The organism is Mycobacterium sp. E787, assembly GCF_001668725.1.
In the GTDB taxonomy this organism is placed as follows: domain Bacteria; phylum Actinomycetota; class Actinomycetes; order Mycobacteriales; family Mycobacteriaceae; genus Mycobacterium.
The window spans coordinates 32,180-46,623 of record NZ_LZKL01000041.1; the positions used below are offsets into that span (position 1 = coordinate 32,180).

Consider the following 14,444-nt stretch of genomic DNA (forward strand, 5'->3'; position numbering starts at 1 on the left):
CGGACTTCCCCACTCTGTTGGGATTCAACATATCCAAACTGGTGCTGGACGTGCAGGATCAGGCGTTGACGCGCGGCGCACGGTCGGTACGGCGCGGCGCCAGGACCCGCCGCGCGGTGAAATCCATTGCGAATCCCAGTATCCCGATCACGACGATCACGGCAACGACCTGGTCGTAGGCGAGCTGATCGCGGGCGTTGAGAATCTGGTAGCCCAGTCCCGAACGCACGCCGAGCATCTCGGCCGGAACCAGTACCACCCAGGCGATGCCCAATGCGGTGCGGAGTCCCGTCAGCACGTGCCCGCGCACGGCCGGCAACACCACCGCGGTCAGCAACTCCACGCGGGTGGCGTGAAAGGACCGCGCGACGTGCAAGTAACCCGGTTCGATAGCGTGCACGCCCGCGGCGGTGTTGAGCAGGATCGGAAAGACGGCGGCCACAATGATGAGGAAGATCACCGGTTGGTTGCCGATGCCGAACACCGCCACCGCGATCGGCGCCCAGGACAGCGGGGAGATCATCCGCACGAACTGCACGAGGGGCAGCGCGGCGCGATCGATCGTCGCACTCAGTCCCAGCAGCAATCCCGCAGGAATCCCGAGCACCGCTGCGGCGAGTAAACCAATCAGCAAGCGCCACAAGCTGATCCCGATGTCGGCCGTCAGCACGCCGCGGCTGAACAGGTCGGCCAGCGCGGGCGCCACTTTCTGCGGAGCGGTCTGCCGCAGCAGCGAATGGGATTCTGACAGCACCGCAGTGGTCAGCCACCATATCGCGATAGCGGCTGCGGCCGCGGCTGCGGGCGGCAGAGCCTGGGTCAAGACCCAGCGCCGGATGCCATGCGGCCGGGCACCGTTCGCGGCGGCACTGCCGGATGGCGCCGCAGGGGCGGCGATGTCATCGATGCTGGTCATAGTGGTTGCACCTGTTCGGTTCGGGTGAGGGCGGCAAGACCGGAGGCCTGCGGACCGCCATGACTCTCAAGGGATTTCCGCACGAATGTGCCGTCGACGAGTTCGTCGTGCACCCGGCCCGGCTCGAGGCGGCGGAGGAAGCGCCGATCGCCGTCCACCACGGTCTGGGCCATCGCCTCGATGAGCCGCTGCGTGAAGCTGGGGAACGGAAACGGCTGAAAACCCACACGCTGTGGCGCCCAGTCCGGATGGACGAACCGGTAGGGCGGCGACGGGTAGGTCAGGGCGAGCCGCACCGCCGCTTCGGGTTGCGGCAGGTACTTGCCGCCTGCCAGCGCGGCCGCGGCCGCGCGGCGGTCGAGGTCGATGCGCAGTTGGGCCGCGACCACCGCGTCGGTCAGCGACTGCACCGCCTCGGGCCGGCTCTCGATGATGTCGTCGCGGGTGATCAGCACGCAGCAAGCGTGGTCACGCCACACGTCGCCGAGGAAGGTGTGGATGCGCCCGATCTTCTTCAGCTCCGCGACGGCATTGAACGGATCGGCGACCACGTACCCGGCGATTGATCTGTTGGCCAAGGCCGGCACCATGTCAGACGGGCTCATCACGATCAACTCGACGGTGCGATCCGCACGAGAGGCGCTGCGCCGCAACACCGGGCGCAGACCGTGTGCCCGCAGAAGTTCCTGCAGGACGACGTTGTGGATCGACCACCAGAACGGGATGGCCACCTGGGTGCCGGCCAGGTCCTCGATGTCAACGATGTGCGCCGCTACGGTCAGCGCCGAGCCGTTGGTGTGGTTCCACCCCAGCACCCGCACGCCGCTGCCCAGTCCGTAGCGCAGCTGCACGGCCATCGGCATGAGCAGATGGGCGACGTCGATCTGGCGGCTGACGAACGCCTCGGCCAGCGACGCCCAGCTGCGGAACAGCACCGGCCTCGCCGAGCTGACCACACCCCTGGGGTACAGGCCGGCAGCATGGGCTATCAGCAGCGGTGCCGCGTCAGTGATGGGTAGATAGCCCACCCGCAACCGGCCCGTGCCGTTGGTGGGATCGGTGGCCGCGGCACGCGCCAGATCGGCCAGGCCGAGCAGTCCGCCGGCGCCGGCCAACCCAACTGCTCCCGCCAGCAACTGCCGCCGCGACACGACCGGGCGGCTCACGGCGATACCGTCGCGCCGAGCCGATAGTTCTCGAGGACCTCTTCACGCAGCGTTGTGCGGTCGATCGAGGGCAGCTCGTCGAGAAGCCATTGCCGGCGGATACGTCCGTCTTCGCCCAGCAGCACGACTCGCTGCGCCAGCGCCAACGCCTCGTCGACGTCGTGGGTGACCAGCACGACGGTCACCCCCAATTCGGCCGCCAAATCGGCCAACCAGAGCTGTAGCTCGTCGCGGGTCGCTGGATCGAGGGCGCTGAACGGCTCGTCGAGCAGCAGCAGCCGCGGCCGGGTGGCCACCGCACGCAGGACCGCGACGCGTTGCGCCTGCCCCCCTGACAGCTGCTCGGGATACCGGTCGGCGAGACCGTCGAGACCGAACCGCGTGATCAAGTGGGCGGCGTAGCCAGCGTCGAAGGTCTTGCGGTGCGCGGCGAATCGTCGGGCAAAGACGACGTTTTCGGCGGCCGTAAGCCAGGGCATGAGCAGCGGTTGCTGAAATACCACGCCCGTCTGCGGCCGCGACCCGTCCGCGGGCCAGGTGATCGAGCCGGAGCTCAGCTCGTCCAGGCCGGCAATTAGCCGCAGTAATGTCGACTTGCCGGAGCCACTGCGCCCGACGATCGCGACGACTTCTCCCGTGCACACCGTCAGGTCGATGTCGGCGAGCACTGCCGTCCCACCGAATTTCTTGTGCCCATTGACTATTCGTACTGCTGGAGTTCCCACCGCAGGTGTCCTTCCGAGGGCGACTGGATCGGCAGGAACGCGGCCTCGCGAAACCGCCTATTCGCCGCGCTGCTCATCGCATAGCCGGCACCCCCGCTCAGCGCGGCTTCCAGCCGGGTCGACGCGACGGCCAAAGCGGCGGCGGACAGGCGCAACCTGATCAGCTCCGGCACTCGCGGAGTTGATGGATCGGCGGCAAAGCGATAAAGCCGTTCGCGCAACTCTTCGCTTTCCTCCGCCAGCGCGGCCGCCTCGGGGGCGAAAAGCGCGGCGGTCTGGTCGCGCGTTTTCCCGGCCCCCGACAACGCGGCGCGCGCAACGCCGACGCAGAAGGCGCTCTGCAGCAGCAGAAACGGCGGCCGCACCCGCGCCACGAACGCCCGAAGGTCGGTGCTCAGGACGTTGCCGTCAGGCACCGCAACATCGTCGAAGTGCAGTGACGTCGACGCGGTGGCGCCCAGGGCCATCAGCCGGGGTGCGGAATGGATATCGACACCGATCGTGTCGGCGTCGACGACGACCACATACGTGCGGCCGTGGGTGTCCTGCGCAGGTGCCACGATCACTGCGCCCTCGAACAGGTTGGAAGCCCACGAGATCGGACCACTGATCCGCAACCCGCCAGCGGCCGGGCGGGCGATCAGCGGTATCTGGCCCAGCCCGGCAAGCTGTTTGAACGCCGAGGCCATCGCCGTGACACCCGGACGCGCGCCGCGGCGCAGCGGGTCCGCGTGTTGGTCCCACAACGGGGCGGGAGCGTAACTCAGGTATTCGATCGTCATGCGGTGAGCCCACGCGGAGAAACCGACCGCCAGGCTGTGCCCAGACACCTCCTCGATGACTCGCACCATGCGGTCGAGTCCACTGCCGCCGAGACCGAGATCGAACAGCCTCGCCGCGCCAAGCGCCGCGAGATCGGCGCGTACATCGGTGGTCTGGTCGTCCAAGGCCCTGGCCCGGGCAGCAACAGCGGCGGTCACCTGCGCCAGCGCGGCGTCGGCGGCGCGGTCAAGCACCGCGGTCATCGCAGTGGGCCCTCTAGTCCGTGCAACCGATCGACCGGAGTGTCGACGGCCTCTCGGGCGCGACGGACCGCCGATTCGTCGGGTGCGTCGTAGAAACACAGGCATTTGTACATGTCGGCGCGCACGTAGGTGCGCAGGAAGCTGACCTCGGGCACGTCGGCATAACGCGGGGCTTTGGCCTTCTTGCGGTCCAGGTAGGTCTGCATGTCCAAGCCCGCCGGCAGATCCCACTCCACCAGGTATCCCGCGGCCGGACGGATCGCCTTCAGCTCATCGAGGTCGGCGCCGACCAGGCGTACCTCGTCGGGACCGCTGATGTCCTCGACCCCGAAGGAGGCCGCGTCGAGCCGGGGCGGCGGGGCTGCCGGGAATTCGGTCACCGCGAAAATGCGGTGCGGGTGACGGGTCACCTGGGCTTCGATCAGTTCGCCACCGGCGGCATAGAGGCGCGCGTCCAGCTCTTTGATCAGGTGCGTGGCGTCGGCGCGTTCGGCCCCGTCCGCTGCGATCTCATACAGGTACAGGCTCACGTGAAGATCCCCTCATGGATTGCGGATACGACAGCGACGCTGTCATAGACAGACCGATCTGTCTATGAAGCCTCCGTGAGTTAGGCTGCTGCCATGAAGGCAATTCCGGCCCCGCTCCGCCCCTCGGCGATTGATAACCCGCGGGTGTCCCGACCGTCGGAGCGTCTGTTGAACGTCGCGTCGGATCTCTTTGCGACGCATGGTATTAGAGCCGTAGGGATCGATCAGATCCTGCGCGACGCCGGGGTTGCCAAGGCGAGCCTCTACACCTGGTATGGCTCCAAGGACGCGCTGGTGCTGGCCTACCTCAACGATTTGGATCAGGCGGATCGCAAGCGGTGGAACGAGGCGGTTTGTGCATTGGAAGAGCCGACAGAGAAGGTCTTCGCGTTTTTCGACCTCGCGATCGCGCGCGCACCCAAGCGCGGCTATCGGGGCTGTTTATACGCCAACGCCGCGGTCGAGTACCCCGGTGTCGAGCTCGCTCCGGTGCGAGCTCATCGCCGGTGGATGCATTCGACGTTGACCGCGCTGCTCGTCGCCGCGGGGATCACCCGGGCCTCGCGCCCGGCGCGCGAAATCCAGCTCCTCTACGACGGCGCCCTGGCCGGCTCCAAGATGGAGCGGTCGGTCGCCCCGATCAGGCTGGGCCGGCGGCTGGCCGCAGAGGCGATACGCCGGGCCGGCGGTCCGGCGACGGCCACCGGCCGGGACTCCCGCCCTCCGCCCACCGGGGCCACGGCTTCCCGCTGAATTAACCCATCATCGAACGTCAAGTGCTCTTCAAGATGCGTTAACCGCGATCGGCGCTACGGTGGCCTAACGGGCCAACTCCCTGGAGGCTGAGATGAGCGATCCCTGCACGCCGCGGATCCCCCCCGCGCTGGCCGCGCCGAGCCTGAATCGCGGGGTCGGCTTCACGCACGAGCAACGGCGCCGGCTGGGGCTCACGGGACGTCTTCCGTCGGCGGTGCTCACCCTCGACGAACAAGCCGACCGGGTATGGCATCAATTGCAGAGCCTGGCAACGGATCTGGGCCGCAACCTGCTTCTCGAGCAGCTGCACTACCGCCACGAAATCCTGTACTACAAGGTGCTGACCGACCACCTGACCGAACTGATGCCGGTGGTCTACACGCCGACGGTCGGGGAGGCCATTCAACGCTTCTCCGACGAATACCGCGGGCAGCGTGGGCTTTTCCTGAGCATCGACGAGCCGGACGAGATCGCCGAGGCCTTCCGCACCTTCGGTCTGGGGCCCGAGGAAGTCGACCTGATCGTATGCACCGACGCCGAAGCCATCTTGGGGATCGGCGACTGGGGCGTGGGCGGAATCCAGATTGCCGTGGGCAAATTGGCGCTCTACACCGCCGGCGGGGGCATCGACCCGCGCCGGTGCATCGCGGTGTCCCTCGATGTCGGCACCAACAACGAACAGCTCCTGGCCGACCCGTTCTATCTCGGCAATCGCCACGCCCGTCGCCGCGGCGAGGAGTACGACGAATTCATCAGGCGCTACATCGAGACCGCCCACCAGATGTTTCCGCACGCGATCCTGCATTTCGAGGACTTCGGGCCGCTCAATGCGCGCAAGATCCTGCAGACCTACGGCGACCACTACTGCGTGTTCAACGACGACATCCAGGGCACCGGCGCGGTGGTCGTGGCGGCGGTGTACGGCGGGTGCCACGTCAGCGGGATCCCGCTGCGCGACCAGAAAGTGATCGTCTTCGGCGCCGGGACCGCCGGGATCGGTGTGGCCGACCAGATCCGTGACGCGATGGTCGCCGACGGCGCCACCGCCGAACAGGCCGCGTCGCAGATCTGGCCGATCGACAGGCAGGGCCTGCTCTTCGACGACATGGACGACCTGCGCGACTTCCAGCTGCCTTACGCCAAGGACCGCCAACGGCTCGGCGTGGGCCGGGATCGGGTGGGCCTGGTGGACGCGATAAAGCTCGCATCGCCCACCATCCTGCTGGGCTCGTCGACGGTGTTCGGCGCGTTCGACCAGAAGGTCGTCGAGGCGATGACCGCATCCTGCGAACGGCCGATGATCTTCCCGCTGTCCAACCCCACCTCGCGGATGGAGGCCATGCCGGCCGACGTGCTGCGGTGGTCGGAGGGCAGAGCGCTGATCACCACCGGCACCCCCGTCGCCCCCATCGAGTACGAGGGCACCACCTACACCATCGGCCAGGCCAACAACGTGCTGGTGTTCCCGGGCATCGGGCTGGGCATCATCGTCGCCCGCGCCCGGCTGGTTACCCGGGGCATGCTGCAGGCGGCGGCGAAAGCCATTGTGCACCAGGCAAATCCGACGAATCCCGGCGACTCGCTGCTGCCGGACGTGCAGAACCTGCGCGAGATTTCCGCCGCCGTCGCCGAGGCGGTCTATCACGCCGCCGTCGACGACGGAGTGGCCACCAGGACGCACGGCGACGTCCGGCAGGCCGTCCACGACACCATGTGGCGGCCCGTCTACGACTAACCCAAGGGCGGCGACCCGCTTCACCCGGCTACGCCGCGCTCGCGATCACCGCTAACCCAAGGGCGGCGACCCGCTTCACCCGGCTACGCCGCGCTCGCGATCGCCGCTAACCCAAGGGCGGCGACCCGCTTCACCCGGCTACGCCGCGCTCGCGATCACCGCTAACCCGACGGCGGCGACCCGCCGCTAATCCCCGTTGCAGGCCGGGTCGTTGGGATGTGGCGTCAGCGGCGTGGTCGTCACGCTCATCCACGGGTGCAGGGGCAGTGATTCCAGGATCGCCGTCATGCCCTCGACGTCCGGGGCGCGCCACAGCCCCAGCGCGCGGGGCCCGCGGGGCTCAGCCAACAGCATCCACAGCCGCTCGAGGTGCCCGTGCTCGGCGAGCTCACGCGCTCGCTCGGCCTGCCGCGACACCGCATCATCGACGACCTCGCGCCGTACCCCCTTCGGGACGTCGACGGTGGTCGTCGTCAGGAATTCCGAGGCCCGGCCGGGGCCCTGCTCCGCCCGGCCGGCCGGATCGTTCGGGTGCGCCGTCAGCGCTGTCACCTCGTCGGTGCGCCAGACCCGCAGCGGCATCGAGGCCAGCACCTCCTCGAGCTGGTCCTCCTCGTCGGCCGCGAACAGGCCGAGGGTGCGCCATTCGCCCGGCCGCAGCGGCGGTCGCCACAGGCGCAACAGGCTGCCCCGCTCGGCCAGCCCGCGGGAATGCTTGGCCTCCCGGGCCCGCACTTCGTCGACGGCCTCCGGCGGCGTTCCCTCGGGGACGTGGGTGGTCATGGTGACGAGGAATTCCATCAACCCTCCTCATGGGTCGTGCTCACAGTAGTTCACGGCGCCACGGGCGGCTTCGACGGTGAATCCCAGACCTCGAGGGTGCGGCGGCCGAATCCCGGCGACCTTTCCGCCCTGAACGCATGCGCCACAGCCCGGTATTCACTCATGAAGGGGCTGGAATGGAAGTGACGAGAGCTTGACTTTGCTCCCCCGCCTGGACTCGAACCAGGAACCTATCGGTTAACAGCCGAACGCTCTGCCAATTGAGCTACAGGGGATCAACACGATCGCGGGACGACTCTAGCGTACTGGCATAACCGCGCCCAACTGGCAGGGACCGGCATTTTCGTCCGGCAATCAGCGGTCGGCGCCGTCGCCAAGCGGATCAACCGCGCACGCACCCGGCCGAGTGAGGCAGGATGGAGCCATCGATCGTCGGGAGGAACGCTTTGATCCGGTATGTCGTGGTGCTCGGACTGGGTTACGTGCTGGGCTCGAAGGCCGGGCGTCGCCGATACGAGCAGATCGTCGGCACGTATCGCGCGCTGACCAGCAGTCCCATGGCCAAGTCGGTGATCGAAGGGGGGCGCCGCAAGATCGCCAACCGGATCTCCCCCGACGCCGGGTTCGTGACGCTGGCCGAGATCGACGACCAGACGGCGGTCGTGGACCGGGTCCAGGAGCGGCCGGCCGAGCCGGCCCTCACACCGTCAGATCGTCGCCGCTAGCCTGCTCCAACAGACTGCGCCGATAGGCCTCCATGGCGACCAGGTCGCCGAACAGCGCGTGGTACTCGTCGCCCTGCTCGATGGGCGACATGCGCTGCAGCTTGGACTTGACCTCGGCGATCTGCCGGCCCATCCAGACCTCCTGCAGCCGGGCCAGCACCCCGGCGATGTAGCGCGGTAGCTTCTCGTCGTCGACCGCGACGGCCTCCACCCCCAGCTCGCTGATCAGGCTCGCGGTCAAAGCCGACGTGGTCCGGTGCCGCACCGCCTCGATCCATTCCGCCCCCGTGATACCGGTGGAGGTGCCGCCGGCGGCCTCGATGGCCGCGCGGACGGCCGCGTACCCGGGATGGGTGAAGCTCTCGACGGTCAGGGTGTCGAACACCGGCCCGGCCAGCGCCGGATACTGCAGCGCCGACTTGAGCGCCTCCCGCTGGGCCCACAGGATCGGGTCGCGGGGGTCGGGACGGGCCGCGGCCGGCTCGGCGCGCACCGCGGCGGGCCGCTGCTCGGCCCGGCGGGGCGGCTCGGCTGCCTGGCCACGCCGGTCCGGGACCCGGGACTTTTTGGCCTCGGTCCGGACGCGCTCGATGACCTGCGCGACGTCGTCCCAGCCGACCCAGCCGGCGAGCTGGCGGGCGTACTCGTCGCGCAGGGTGGGGTCCTTGATCTGGCTCACCATCGGTACGCAACGGCGCAGCGCGGCGACCCTGCCCTCGGCGCTGTCCAGGTCCACCTCGGCCAGCGTGGTGCGAATGGCGAACTCGAACAACGGGGTTCGCCGCGCGACCAGGTCGCGCAACGCGACGTCACCGGCCTTGAGCCGCAGGTCGCACGGGTCCATGCCGTCCGGGGCGACGGCGACGAAGGACTGCCCGGCCAGGTTCTGCTCGCCGCCGAACGCCTTCAGGGCGGCGGCCCGCCCGGCCGCGTCGCCGTCGAACACGTAGATCAGCTCGCCGCGAAAGAAGCTGTCGTCCATCATCAGCCGGCGCAGCATGGCCAGGTGCTCGTCGCCGAACGCGGTGCCGCAGGAGGCGACGGCGGTGGTGACCCCGGCCAGGTGCATCGCCATCACGTCGGTGTAGCCCTCGACGACGACGGCCTGGTGCCCCTTGGCGATGTCGCGCTTGGCCAGGTCGATGCCGAACATCACCGCCGACTTCTTGTAGAGCACGGTCTCGGGCGTGTTGATGTATTTGGCTTCCATGGGGTCGTCGTCGAACAGCCGGCGGGCCCCGAACCCGATCACCTCGCCGGCCGCGGTGCGGATGGGCCACAGCAGCCGCCGGTGGAAGCGGTCCATCGGGCCGCGGCGTCCCTCCCGCGACAGCCCCGCCGCCTCCAGCTCCTTGAACTCGAAACCCTTGCGCTGCAAGTGTTTTGTCAGCGAGTCCCAGCCCGACGGGGCGAATCCGCAGCCGAAATGGCGCGCCGCCTCGGCGTCGAAGTTCCGCTCCGCCAGGTACTGGCGGGCCGGTGCCGCCTCGTCGGACTCCAGCGCCGCGGCGTAGAACTCGGCGGCGGCCGCGTTGGCCGCGACGAGCCGGCTGCGGCTACCGCGGTCGCGCTGCACGCTGGTGGCCGGCCCCGTGTAGCTGATGGTGTGGCCGACCCGGTCGGCCAGCAGTTCGACCGCCTCGACGAAGCTGACGTGTTCGATCTTCTGGATGAACGCGTACACGTCGCCGCCCTCGCCGCAGCCGAAGCAGTGGAAGTGGCCGTGGTTGGGGCGGACGTGGAACGACGGCGACTTCTCGTCGTGGAACGGGCACAGCCCCTTGAGGGAATCGGCGCCGGCGCGCCGCAATTGCACGTAGTCGCCGACGACGTCCTCGATGCGGGCTTTTTCGCGGATGGCGGCGATATCGCGATCAGAGATCCGGCCGGCCATCGGCCCAGTCTAAAACGACCGCGCGGGCTAGCCGGTCCCGATCACCCCACACGCGATCCGATCCATCGCGTTGGGAGTGTCTTGCGCGCCGTGGATCATCAGGGCGGTCTTGTCGCCGGCCAACAGCTGGTCCCGGGTGAACGCGTCGGTGGTGGTCACCAGGTACGCCGAACCGTCCTGGCGCACTTCGAGCATCGTCAGGTCGCCGCTCTCGGGCATCCCGGTGTGCCCGGGTGCCTGGAAATGCCCGCCGGCCGACAGGAAGTTCCCGGGCGGGCCCCCGGTCGGAGCGACCGAGTTGGGCTCACATTTGCCGATCTGATGGACGTGCATGTCGTGGAAGCCGGGCGCCAGCAGGCCGCCGGCGACCGTCTTGACCGTCACGGTCGCATAGCCGTTGCTGAAATCGAAGGTGGCGGTGGCGACTTCCTTCCCGTCGGCCGTCTTGAGGTTCGCGGTGAGCGATCCCGCGGCGGGCGCCGGGCTCGACGTCGCCGACGGGGCGGGCGACGCGGTTTGGACCGGCGGCGTGGTACCCGTCTGGCTGGTCGCGTGCTGGGGCGAACTGCAGGCGCTCACCGCGACGACTGGAAGCGACAACAAGGCGGCGGCGACGGCGAGTTTGGTCATGACGGGAGCCTAACGCGCGCCGGTCGGCGGGCTGGTATCGATGCGCTCCAGCCGGCCCTCGGTGTACGAGGCGATCTGGTCGACGACGACCCGCAGCCGGGCCCGGTCGTCGGCCGCTGCGGAGAACGTCGCGGCGTAGCCGGGGTCGAGCGTTCCGGGCGCCCCGGCGTACAGCCAGTGCGCCACCCGGTGGATGCGTTCGCGCTGCCGGGCCTGGGTTGCCAGGTGCCGGGGGTCGGACATGATGAACTGCAGCGCCAGGATTTTCAGCAGCGCGACCTCGGCGCGCACCAGGTCGGGCACCTGCAGGTCAGCCGCATAGCGTACCAGGGGGCCGGGTCCGGCGGCCGCGCGCGTGGTCGCGATCGCGGCCGAGGCGAACCGGCCCACCAATTCACTGGTCAATCGCTTGAGCGCGACGGACGCCGCCAGCGTGGCGTCGTACTTGCCGACCGCGGCGACCACGGGCAGGCCCGACAGCCGTCGGGCGGCCGCCATGAAGTCGTCGGCGCTGACCCGGGGATATTCGCTCGCACCCAGCTCGGCCAGTGTGGCCGCCTCGTCGTCGTCGGCGAGCACGCGCAGGTCGATGCGCTGCGATACGACGCCGTCCTCGACGTCGTGCACCGAATAGGCGACGTCGTCGGCCCAATCCATCACCTGGGCCTCCAAGCACGACCGGTGCACCGGCGCCGAGGCACGAACCCACGCCGCCGGCTCGCGGTCCTCGTCGTAGAAGCCGAACTTGGTCCTCCCCTTCTCCAGACCCTCGCGGCGGGTCCACGGGTACTTGGTGACGGCGTCCAGGGCGGCCCGAGTGAGGTTGAGCCCGGCGCTATTTCCTTGCTCGTCAAGCACTTTGGGCTCGAGGCTGGTCAGGATCCGGAAGTTCTGCGCGTTGCCCTCGAAGCCGCCGCACGTCGCGGCGAACTCGTCGAGCGCGCGCTCGCCGTTGTGGCCGTAGGGCGGATGCCCGATGTCGTGGGCCAGGCCGGCGAGCTCGACGAGGTCGAGGTCGCAGCCCAGCCCGACCGCCATGCCCCGCCCGATCTGGGCCACCTCCAGGGAGTGCGTCAACCGGGTGCGTGGGGTGTCGCCTTCGCGGGGCCCGACGACCTGAGTCTTGTCGGCCAGGCGGCGCAGCGCGGCGCTGTGCAGCACCCGGGCCCGGTCGCGCGCGAAATCGGTGCGGTGCTGGCCTTCCGTGCCCGGCAGACCCGCGGTCTTCGGCGCCTCCCGCACCCGCCGCTGGCGGTCGAAGTCGTCGTAGGGGTCTTGTTGGTTCGTGGTCACCGTGTTCATCACCGAGGCACAGTCTGCCAGGGAACGCGGGCTACATTGACCTATGCGCACCGCTCGGCTGATCGGCGTGATGCTGGCGATCCTCATGGGTCTGTGCGGGGGGCTGCTGCCGGCCCCGACGGCGGCCGCGCAACCGCCGTTCCCGCTGCCGGATCAGGTCACCGACAGCGCGCACGTCCTGTCGGATTCCGGCCGCGCCGCGGTGACGTCGGCCACCGACAAGCTCTACGCCGATCGCCACATCCGGCTGTGGGTGGTCTACGTCGACGACTTCTCCGGGCAGACCGCGGAGAACTGGGCACTGCGGACCAGAAGCCTCAGCGACCTGGGCGACTACGACGCGCTGCTGGCGGTCGCCACCACCGGCCGGGCGTACGCCTTCCTCGTCCCGTCGGCGATCAAGAGCGTCAAAGCCGGCCAGGTGGATCAACTGCGCCGCACCAAGATCGAACCCGCGCTGCACAACGGCGACTGGAGCGGCGCCGCGATCGCGGCGGCCAACGGGCTGAACACCGCGCCGCCTTCGTCGGGCCGGGTCGTCCTGCTCGTCGCGCTCATCGCCATCGCCGTCGCCGCCGCCGCCCTGCTGGTGGTGATGCGCTATCGCCGGCGACGGGGGCTCGCCGCGGCACTGGACGCGGCGCGGCGCCTCGACCCCACCGACGCCGACGCGCTGGCCGCCGTGCCGCTGGAGGCCCTCGACGACCTGTCGCGCTCGATGGTGGTGGACGTCGACAACGCGGTGCGCACCAGCGCCAACGAGCTGGCGCTGGCGGTCGACGAGTTCGGTCAGCAGCGGACCGAACCCTTCACCCGGGCGGTCGACAACGCCAAAGCGGCTCTGTCGCAAGCCTTTACGGTCCGTCATCAGCTCGACGACAGCACGCCCGAGACGCCGGCGCAACGCCGCGAGTTGTTGACCCGGGTGATCGTCTCGGCGGCGCGCGCCGACCGCGAACTGGAATCACAGCAGGAGGCGTTCGAAAAGCTGCGGGATTTGGTGCTCAACGCCGCGTCGCGGCTGGACGCCCTGACCCAGCAGTATGTCGAACTCACCAGCCGCATCGCCCCCGCGGAACAGCGGCTGGCCGAGCTGCGCAACGAATTCGACCCCGCCGCACTGACTTCGGTGGCCGGCAACGTCGCCGGCGCGAAGGAGCGGCTGGCGTTCGCGGACCGCAACATCGGGACGGCCCGGGATCGGGCCGGCCACGCCGAGAGCGGTAAGCAGGCGGGCTTGGTGGACGCCTACCATGCGGCCGAGTCCGCGCTCGGGCAAGCCCGTGCGCTGTTGGATGCGATCGACAACGCGGGCGAGGACATCAGGCACGCGATCGCCACACTGCCGTCGCTCGCCGACGACATCCAGGCCGTCATCGCGCGCGCCGACGAGCAGTTGCGCAAGACCGGATCGGGCCACGCCGCGGAGCTGACCGCGGCCCGCGACGCGGCGACCGGGGCCCTCGACTACTCGCGCCACACCGGTGGTGGGTCCGCCGACCCGCTCGGCGCATTCGCCCGGCTCACCAAGGCCGGCGCCGACCTCGACCGCGTCCTGGCGACCGTGGCCCAGGAGCAGGCGGACGCCGAGCGGCTTAACCGTTCCTTCGAGCAGGCGCTGTTCACGGCCCAGACGCGGGTCCGCGGCGTCTCCGAATACATCGACACCCGCCGCGGCAGCATCGGGGCGGAGGCCCGGACGCGGCTCGCCGAAGCCAAGCGACACGTGCAGGCCGCGCAGGACAAGCGGTCGACCAACGTGGCCGAGGCGATCGCGCACGCCAACGCGGCCTCGACGCTGGCCGCGCAGGCGCAGGCATTGGCGAATGCCGACGTACAGCAGGCGCAGCGCCTCTACGCCCGCCGCGGCGGCGGCGACACCGGCGCCATGATCGGCGGGCTCATCATCGGCGATCTGCTCGGCGGGTCGATGCGCGGCGGGTTCGGCGGCTGGAGCCCGACGTCGTTCGGCCCCTCCGGAAGCCCGTCGGGGGGCGGGCTCATGGGCGGCGGCGGCCGATTCTGAGCTCGTCACGCGCAGACGAACCGACCCCCGGGCACCCAGTGCCCGGGGGTCGGTCTTGCACTACTCAGTGGTGACGGCGGAGTGCCCGCCGTCAACCGGTCTTCGTCAGGCCCAGCTCGAGCCGACGGCGCTGTCGGTGCTCGCCATGTTGCTACCGGCGCTCTGCACCTTCTGGCCGTGGGCGTTGGCCTGCTCGTAAATCACCTGGAAGTTACGACCCAACTGGGTGAT

13 protein-coding genes, 1 tRNA gene and 1 pseudogene are annotated in these 14,444 nt (G+C 69.4%); 4 read left to right on the plus strand and 11 right to left on the minus strand.

Features of this window, described 5'->3' with window-relative positions:
- Positions 1 to 58: 58 nt before the first annotated feature.
- The 5 genes from A5705_RS08665 to A5705_RS08685 are packed head-to-tail and all read right to left on the minus strand — an operon-like array spanning position 59 to position 4,362.
- A complete protein-coding gene (locus tag A5705_RS08665) occupies positions 59 to 916 on the minus strand; it encodes an ABC transporter permease (protein ID WP_082956369.1) in 858 nt (285 codons plus the stop codon).
- Positions 913 to 2,082, minus strand: a complete 1,170-nt coding sequence (locus A5705_RS08670; RefSeq protein WP_068276853.1) for an ABC transporter substrate-binding protein — start codon at positions 2,080 to 2,082, stop codon at positions 913 to 915. The genes A5705_RS08665 and A5705_RS08670 overlap by 4 nt, the downstream gene beginning before the upstream one ends.
- The gene (locus A5705_RS08675) at positions 2,079 to 2,807 is read right to left on the minus strand and encodes an ABC transporter ATP-binding protein (RefSeq protein WP_067878003.1); all 729 of its coding nucleotides are present in this window, start codon (positions 2,805 to 2,807) and stop codon (positions 2,079 to 2,081) included. Before A5705_RS08675 ends, A5705_RS08670 begins: the two co-directional genes overlap by 4 nt.
- Entirely contained in the window at positions 2,783 to 3,832 is a 1,050-nt protein-coding gene (locus A5705_RS08680; RefSeq protein WP_068276856.1) for an acyl-CoA dehydrogenase, read from the minus strand. Before A5705_RS08680 ends, A5705_RS08675 begins: the two co-directional genes overlap by 25 nt.
- The gene (locus A5705_RS08685) at positions 3,829 to 4,362 is read right to left on the minus strand and encodes a DUF4242 domain-containing protein (RefSeq protein ID WP_067877998.1); all 534 of its coding nucleotides are present in this window, start codon (positions 4,360 to 4,362) and stop codon (positions 3,829 to 3,831) included. Before A5705_RS08685 ends, A5705_RS08680 begins: the two co-directional genes overlap by 4 nt.
- Positions 4,363 to 4,455: 93 nt before the next feature.
- Between A5705_RS08685 and A5705_RS08690 the strand changes: the two genes are divergently transcribed.
- A complete protein-coding gene (locus A5705_RS08690) occupies positions 4,456 to 5,115 on the plus strand; it encodes a TetR/AcrR family transcriptional regulator (RefSeq protein WP_082956370.1) in 660 nt (219 codons plus the stop codon).
- A gap of 94 nt (positions 5,116 to 5,209) precedes the next feature.
- Positions 5,210 to 6,853, plus strand: coding sequence for an NAD-dependent malic enzyme (locus A5705_RS08695; protein WP_068276859.1), 1,644 nt, complete (start codon positions 5,210 to 5,212; stop codon positions 6,851 to 6,853).
- A gap of 186 nt (positions 6,854 to 7,039) precedes the next feature.
- On the opposite strand, the gene A5705_RS08700 is transcribed toward A5705_RS08695, so the two are convergent.
- The gene (locus tag A5705_RS08700) at positions 7,040 to 7,654 is read right to left on the minus strand and encodes a muconolactone Delta-isomerase family protein (protein WP_068276862.1); all 615 of its coding nucleotides are present in this window, start codon (positions 7,652 to 7,654) and stop codon (positions 7,040 to 7,042) included.
- A 184-nt stretch (positions 7,655 to 7,838) separates the two neighbouring features.
- Positions 7,839 to 7,911, minus strand: a tRNA-Asn gene (locus tag A5705_RS08705).
- A 171-nt stretch (positions 7,912 to 8,082) separates the two neighbouring features.
- On the opposite strand from A5705_RS08705, the gene A5705_RS08710 reads away from it, so the two are divergent.
- Positions 8,083 to 8,361, plus strand: coding sequence for a hypothetical protein (locus tag A5705_RS08710; RefSeq protein WP_067877988.1), 279 nt, complete (start codon positions 8,083 to 8,085; stop codon positions 8,359 to 8,361).
- Here the strand turns inward: A5705_RS08710 and dnaG are convergent.
- The 3 genes from dnaG to A5705_RS08725 are packed head-to-tail and all read right to left on the minus strand — an operon-like array spanning position 8,336 to position 12,178.
- Positions 8,336 to 10,255, minus strand: a complete 1,920-nt coding sequence (gene dnaG / locus A5705_RS08715; protein ID WP_067877985.1) for a DNA primase — start codon at positions 10,253 to 10,255, stop codon at positions 8,336 to 8,338. The genes A5705_RS08710 and dnaG overlap by 26 nt on opposite strands.
- 27 nt (positions 10,256 to 10,282) lie before the next feature.
- The gene (locus A5705_RS08720) at positions 10,283 to 10,885 is read right to left on the minus strand and encodes a superoxide dismutase family protein (RefSeq protein WP_068276865.1); all 603 of its coding nucleotides are present in this window, start codon (positions 10,883 to 10,885) and stop codon (positions 10,283 to 10,285) included.
- Positions 10,886 to 10,894: 9 nt separating this feature from the next.
- Entirely contained in the window at positions 10,895 to 12,178 is a 1,284-nt protein-coding gene (locus tag A5705_RS08725; RefSeq protein WP_068276871.1) for a deoxyguanosinetriphosphate triphosphohydrolase, read from the minus strand.
- Between the two features lie 52 nt (positions 12,179 to 12,230).
- Here A5705_RS08725 and A5705_RS08730 point away from each other — a divergent pair, with 52 nt between their 5' ends.
- Complete coding sequence (locus A5705_RS08730; RefSeq protein ID WP_068276868.1) at positions 12,231 to 14,213, plus strand: TPM domain-containing protein; 1,983 nt, start codon at positions 12,231 to 12,233, stop codon at positions 14,211 to 14,213.
- Positions 14,214 to 14,318: 105 nt separating this feature from the next.
- Here the strand turns inward: A5705_RS08730 and A5705_RS08735 are convergent.
- Positions 14,319 to 14,444: pseudogene (locus A5705_RS08735) on the minus strand (type VII secretion protein EsxI); the annotation flags it as partial.

Excerpts from the sequence above, each read along its gene's own strand:
- A5705_RS08665 (WP_082956369.1), bottom strand. The coding sequence starts at position 916 with ATGACCAGCATCGATGACATCGCCGCCCCTGCGGCGCCATCCGGCAGT.
- A5705_RS08680 (WP_068276856.1), bottom strand. The coding sequence starts at position 3,832 with ATGACCGCGGTGCTTGACCGCGCCGCCGACGCCGCGCTGGCGCAGGTG.
- A5705_RS08690 (WP_082956370.1), top strand. The coding sequence starts at position 4,456 with ATGAAGGCAATTCCGGCCCCGCTCCGCCCCTCGGCGATTGATAACCCG.
- A5705_RS08695 (WP_068276859.1), top strand. The coding sequence starts at position 5,210 with ATGAGCGATCCCTGCACGCCGCGGATCCCCCCCGCGCTGGCCGCGCCG.
- A5705_RS08700 (WP_068276862.1), bottom strand. The coding sequence starts at position 7,654 with ATGGAATTCCTCGTCACCATGACCACCCACGTCCCCGAGGGAACGCCG.
- dnaG (WP_067877985.1), bottom strand. The coding sequence starts at position 10,255 with ATGGCCGGCCGGATCTCTGATCGCGATATCGCCGCCATCCGCGAAAAA.
- A5705_RS08720 (WP_068276865.1), bottom strand. The coding sequence starts at position 10,885 with ATGACCAAACTCGCCGTCGCCGCCGCCTTGTTGTCGCTTCCAGTCGTC.
- A5705_RS08730 (WP_068276868.1), top strand. The coding sequence starts at position 12,231 with ATGCGCACCGCTCGGCTGATCGGCGTGATGCTGGCGATCCTCATGGGT.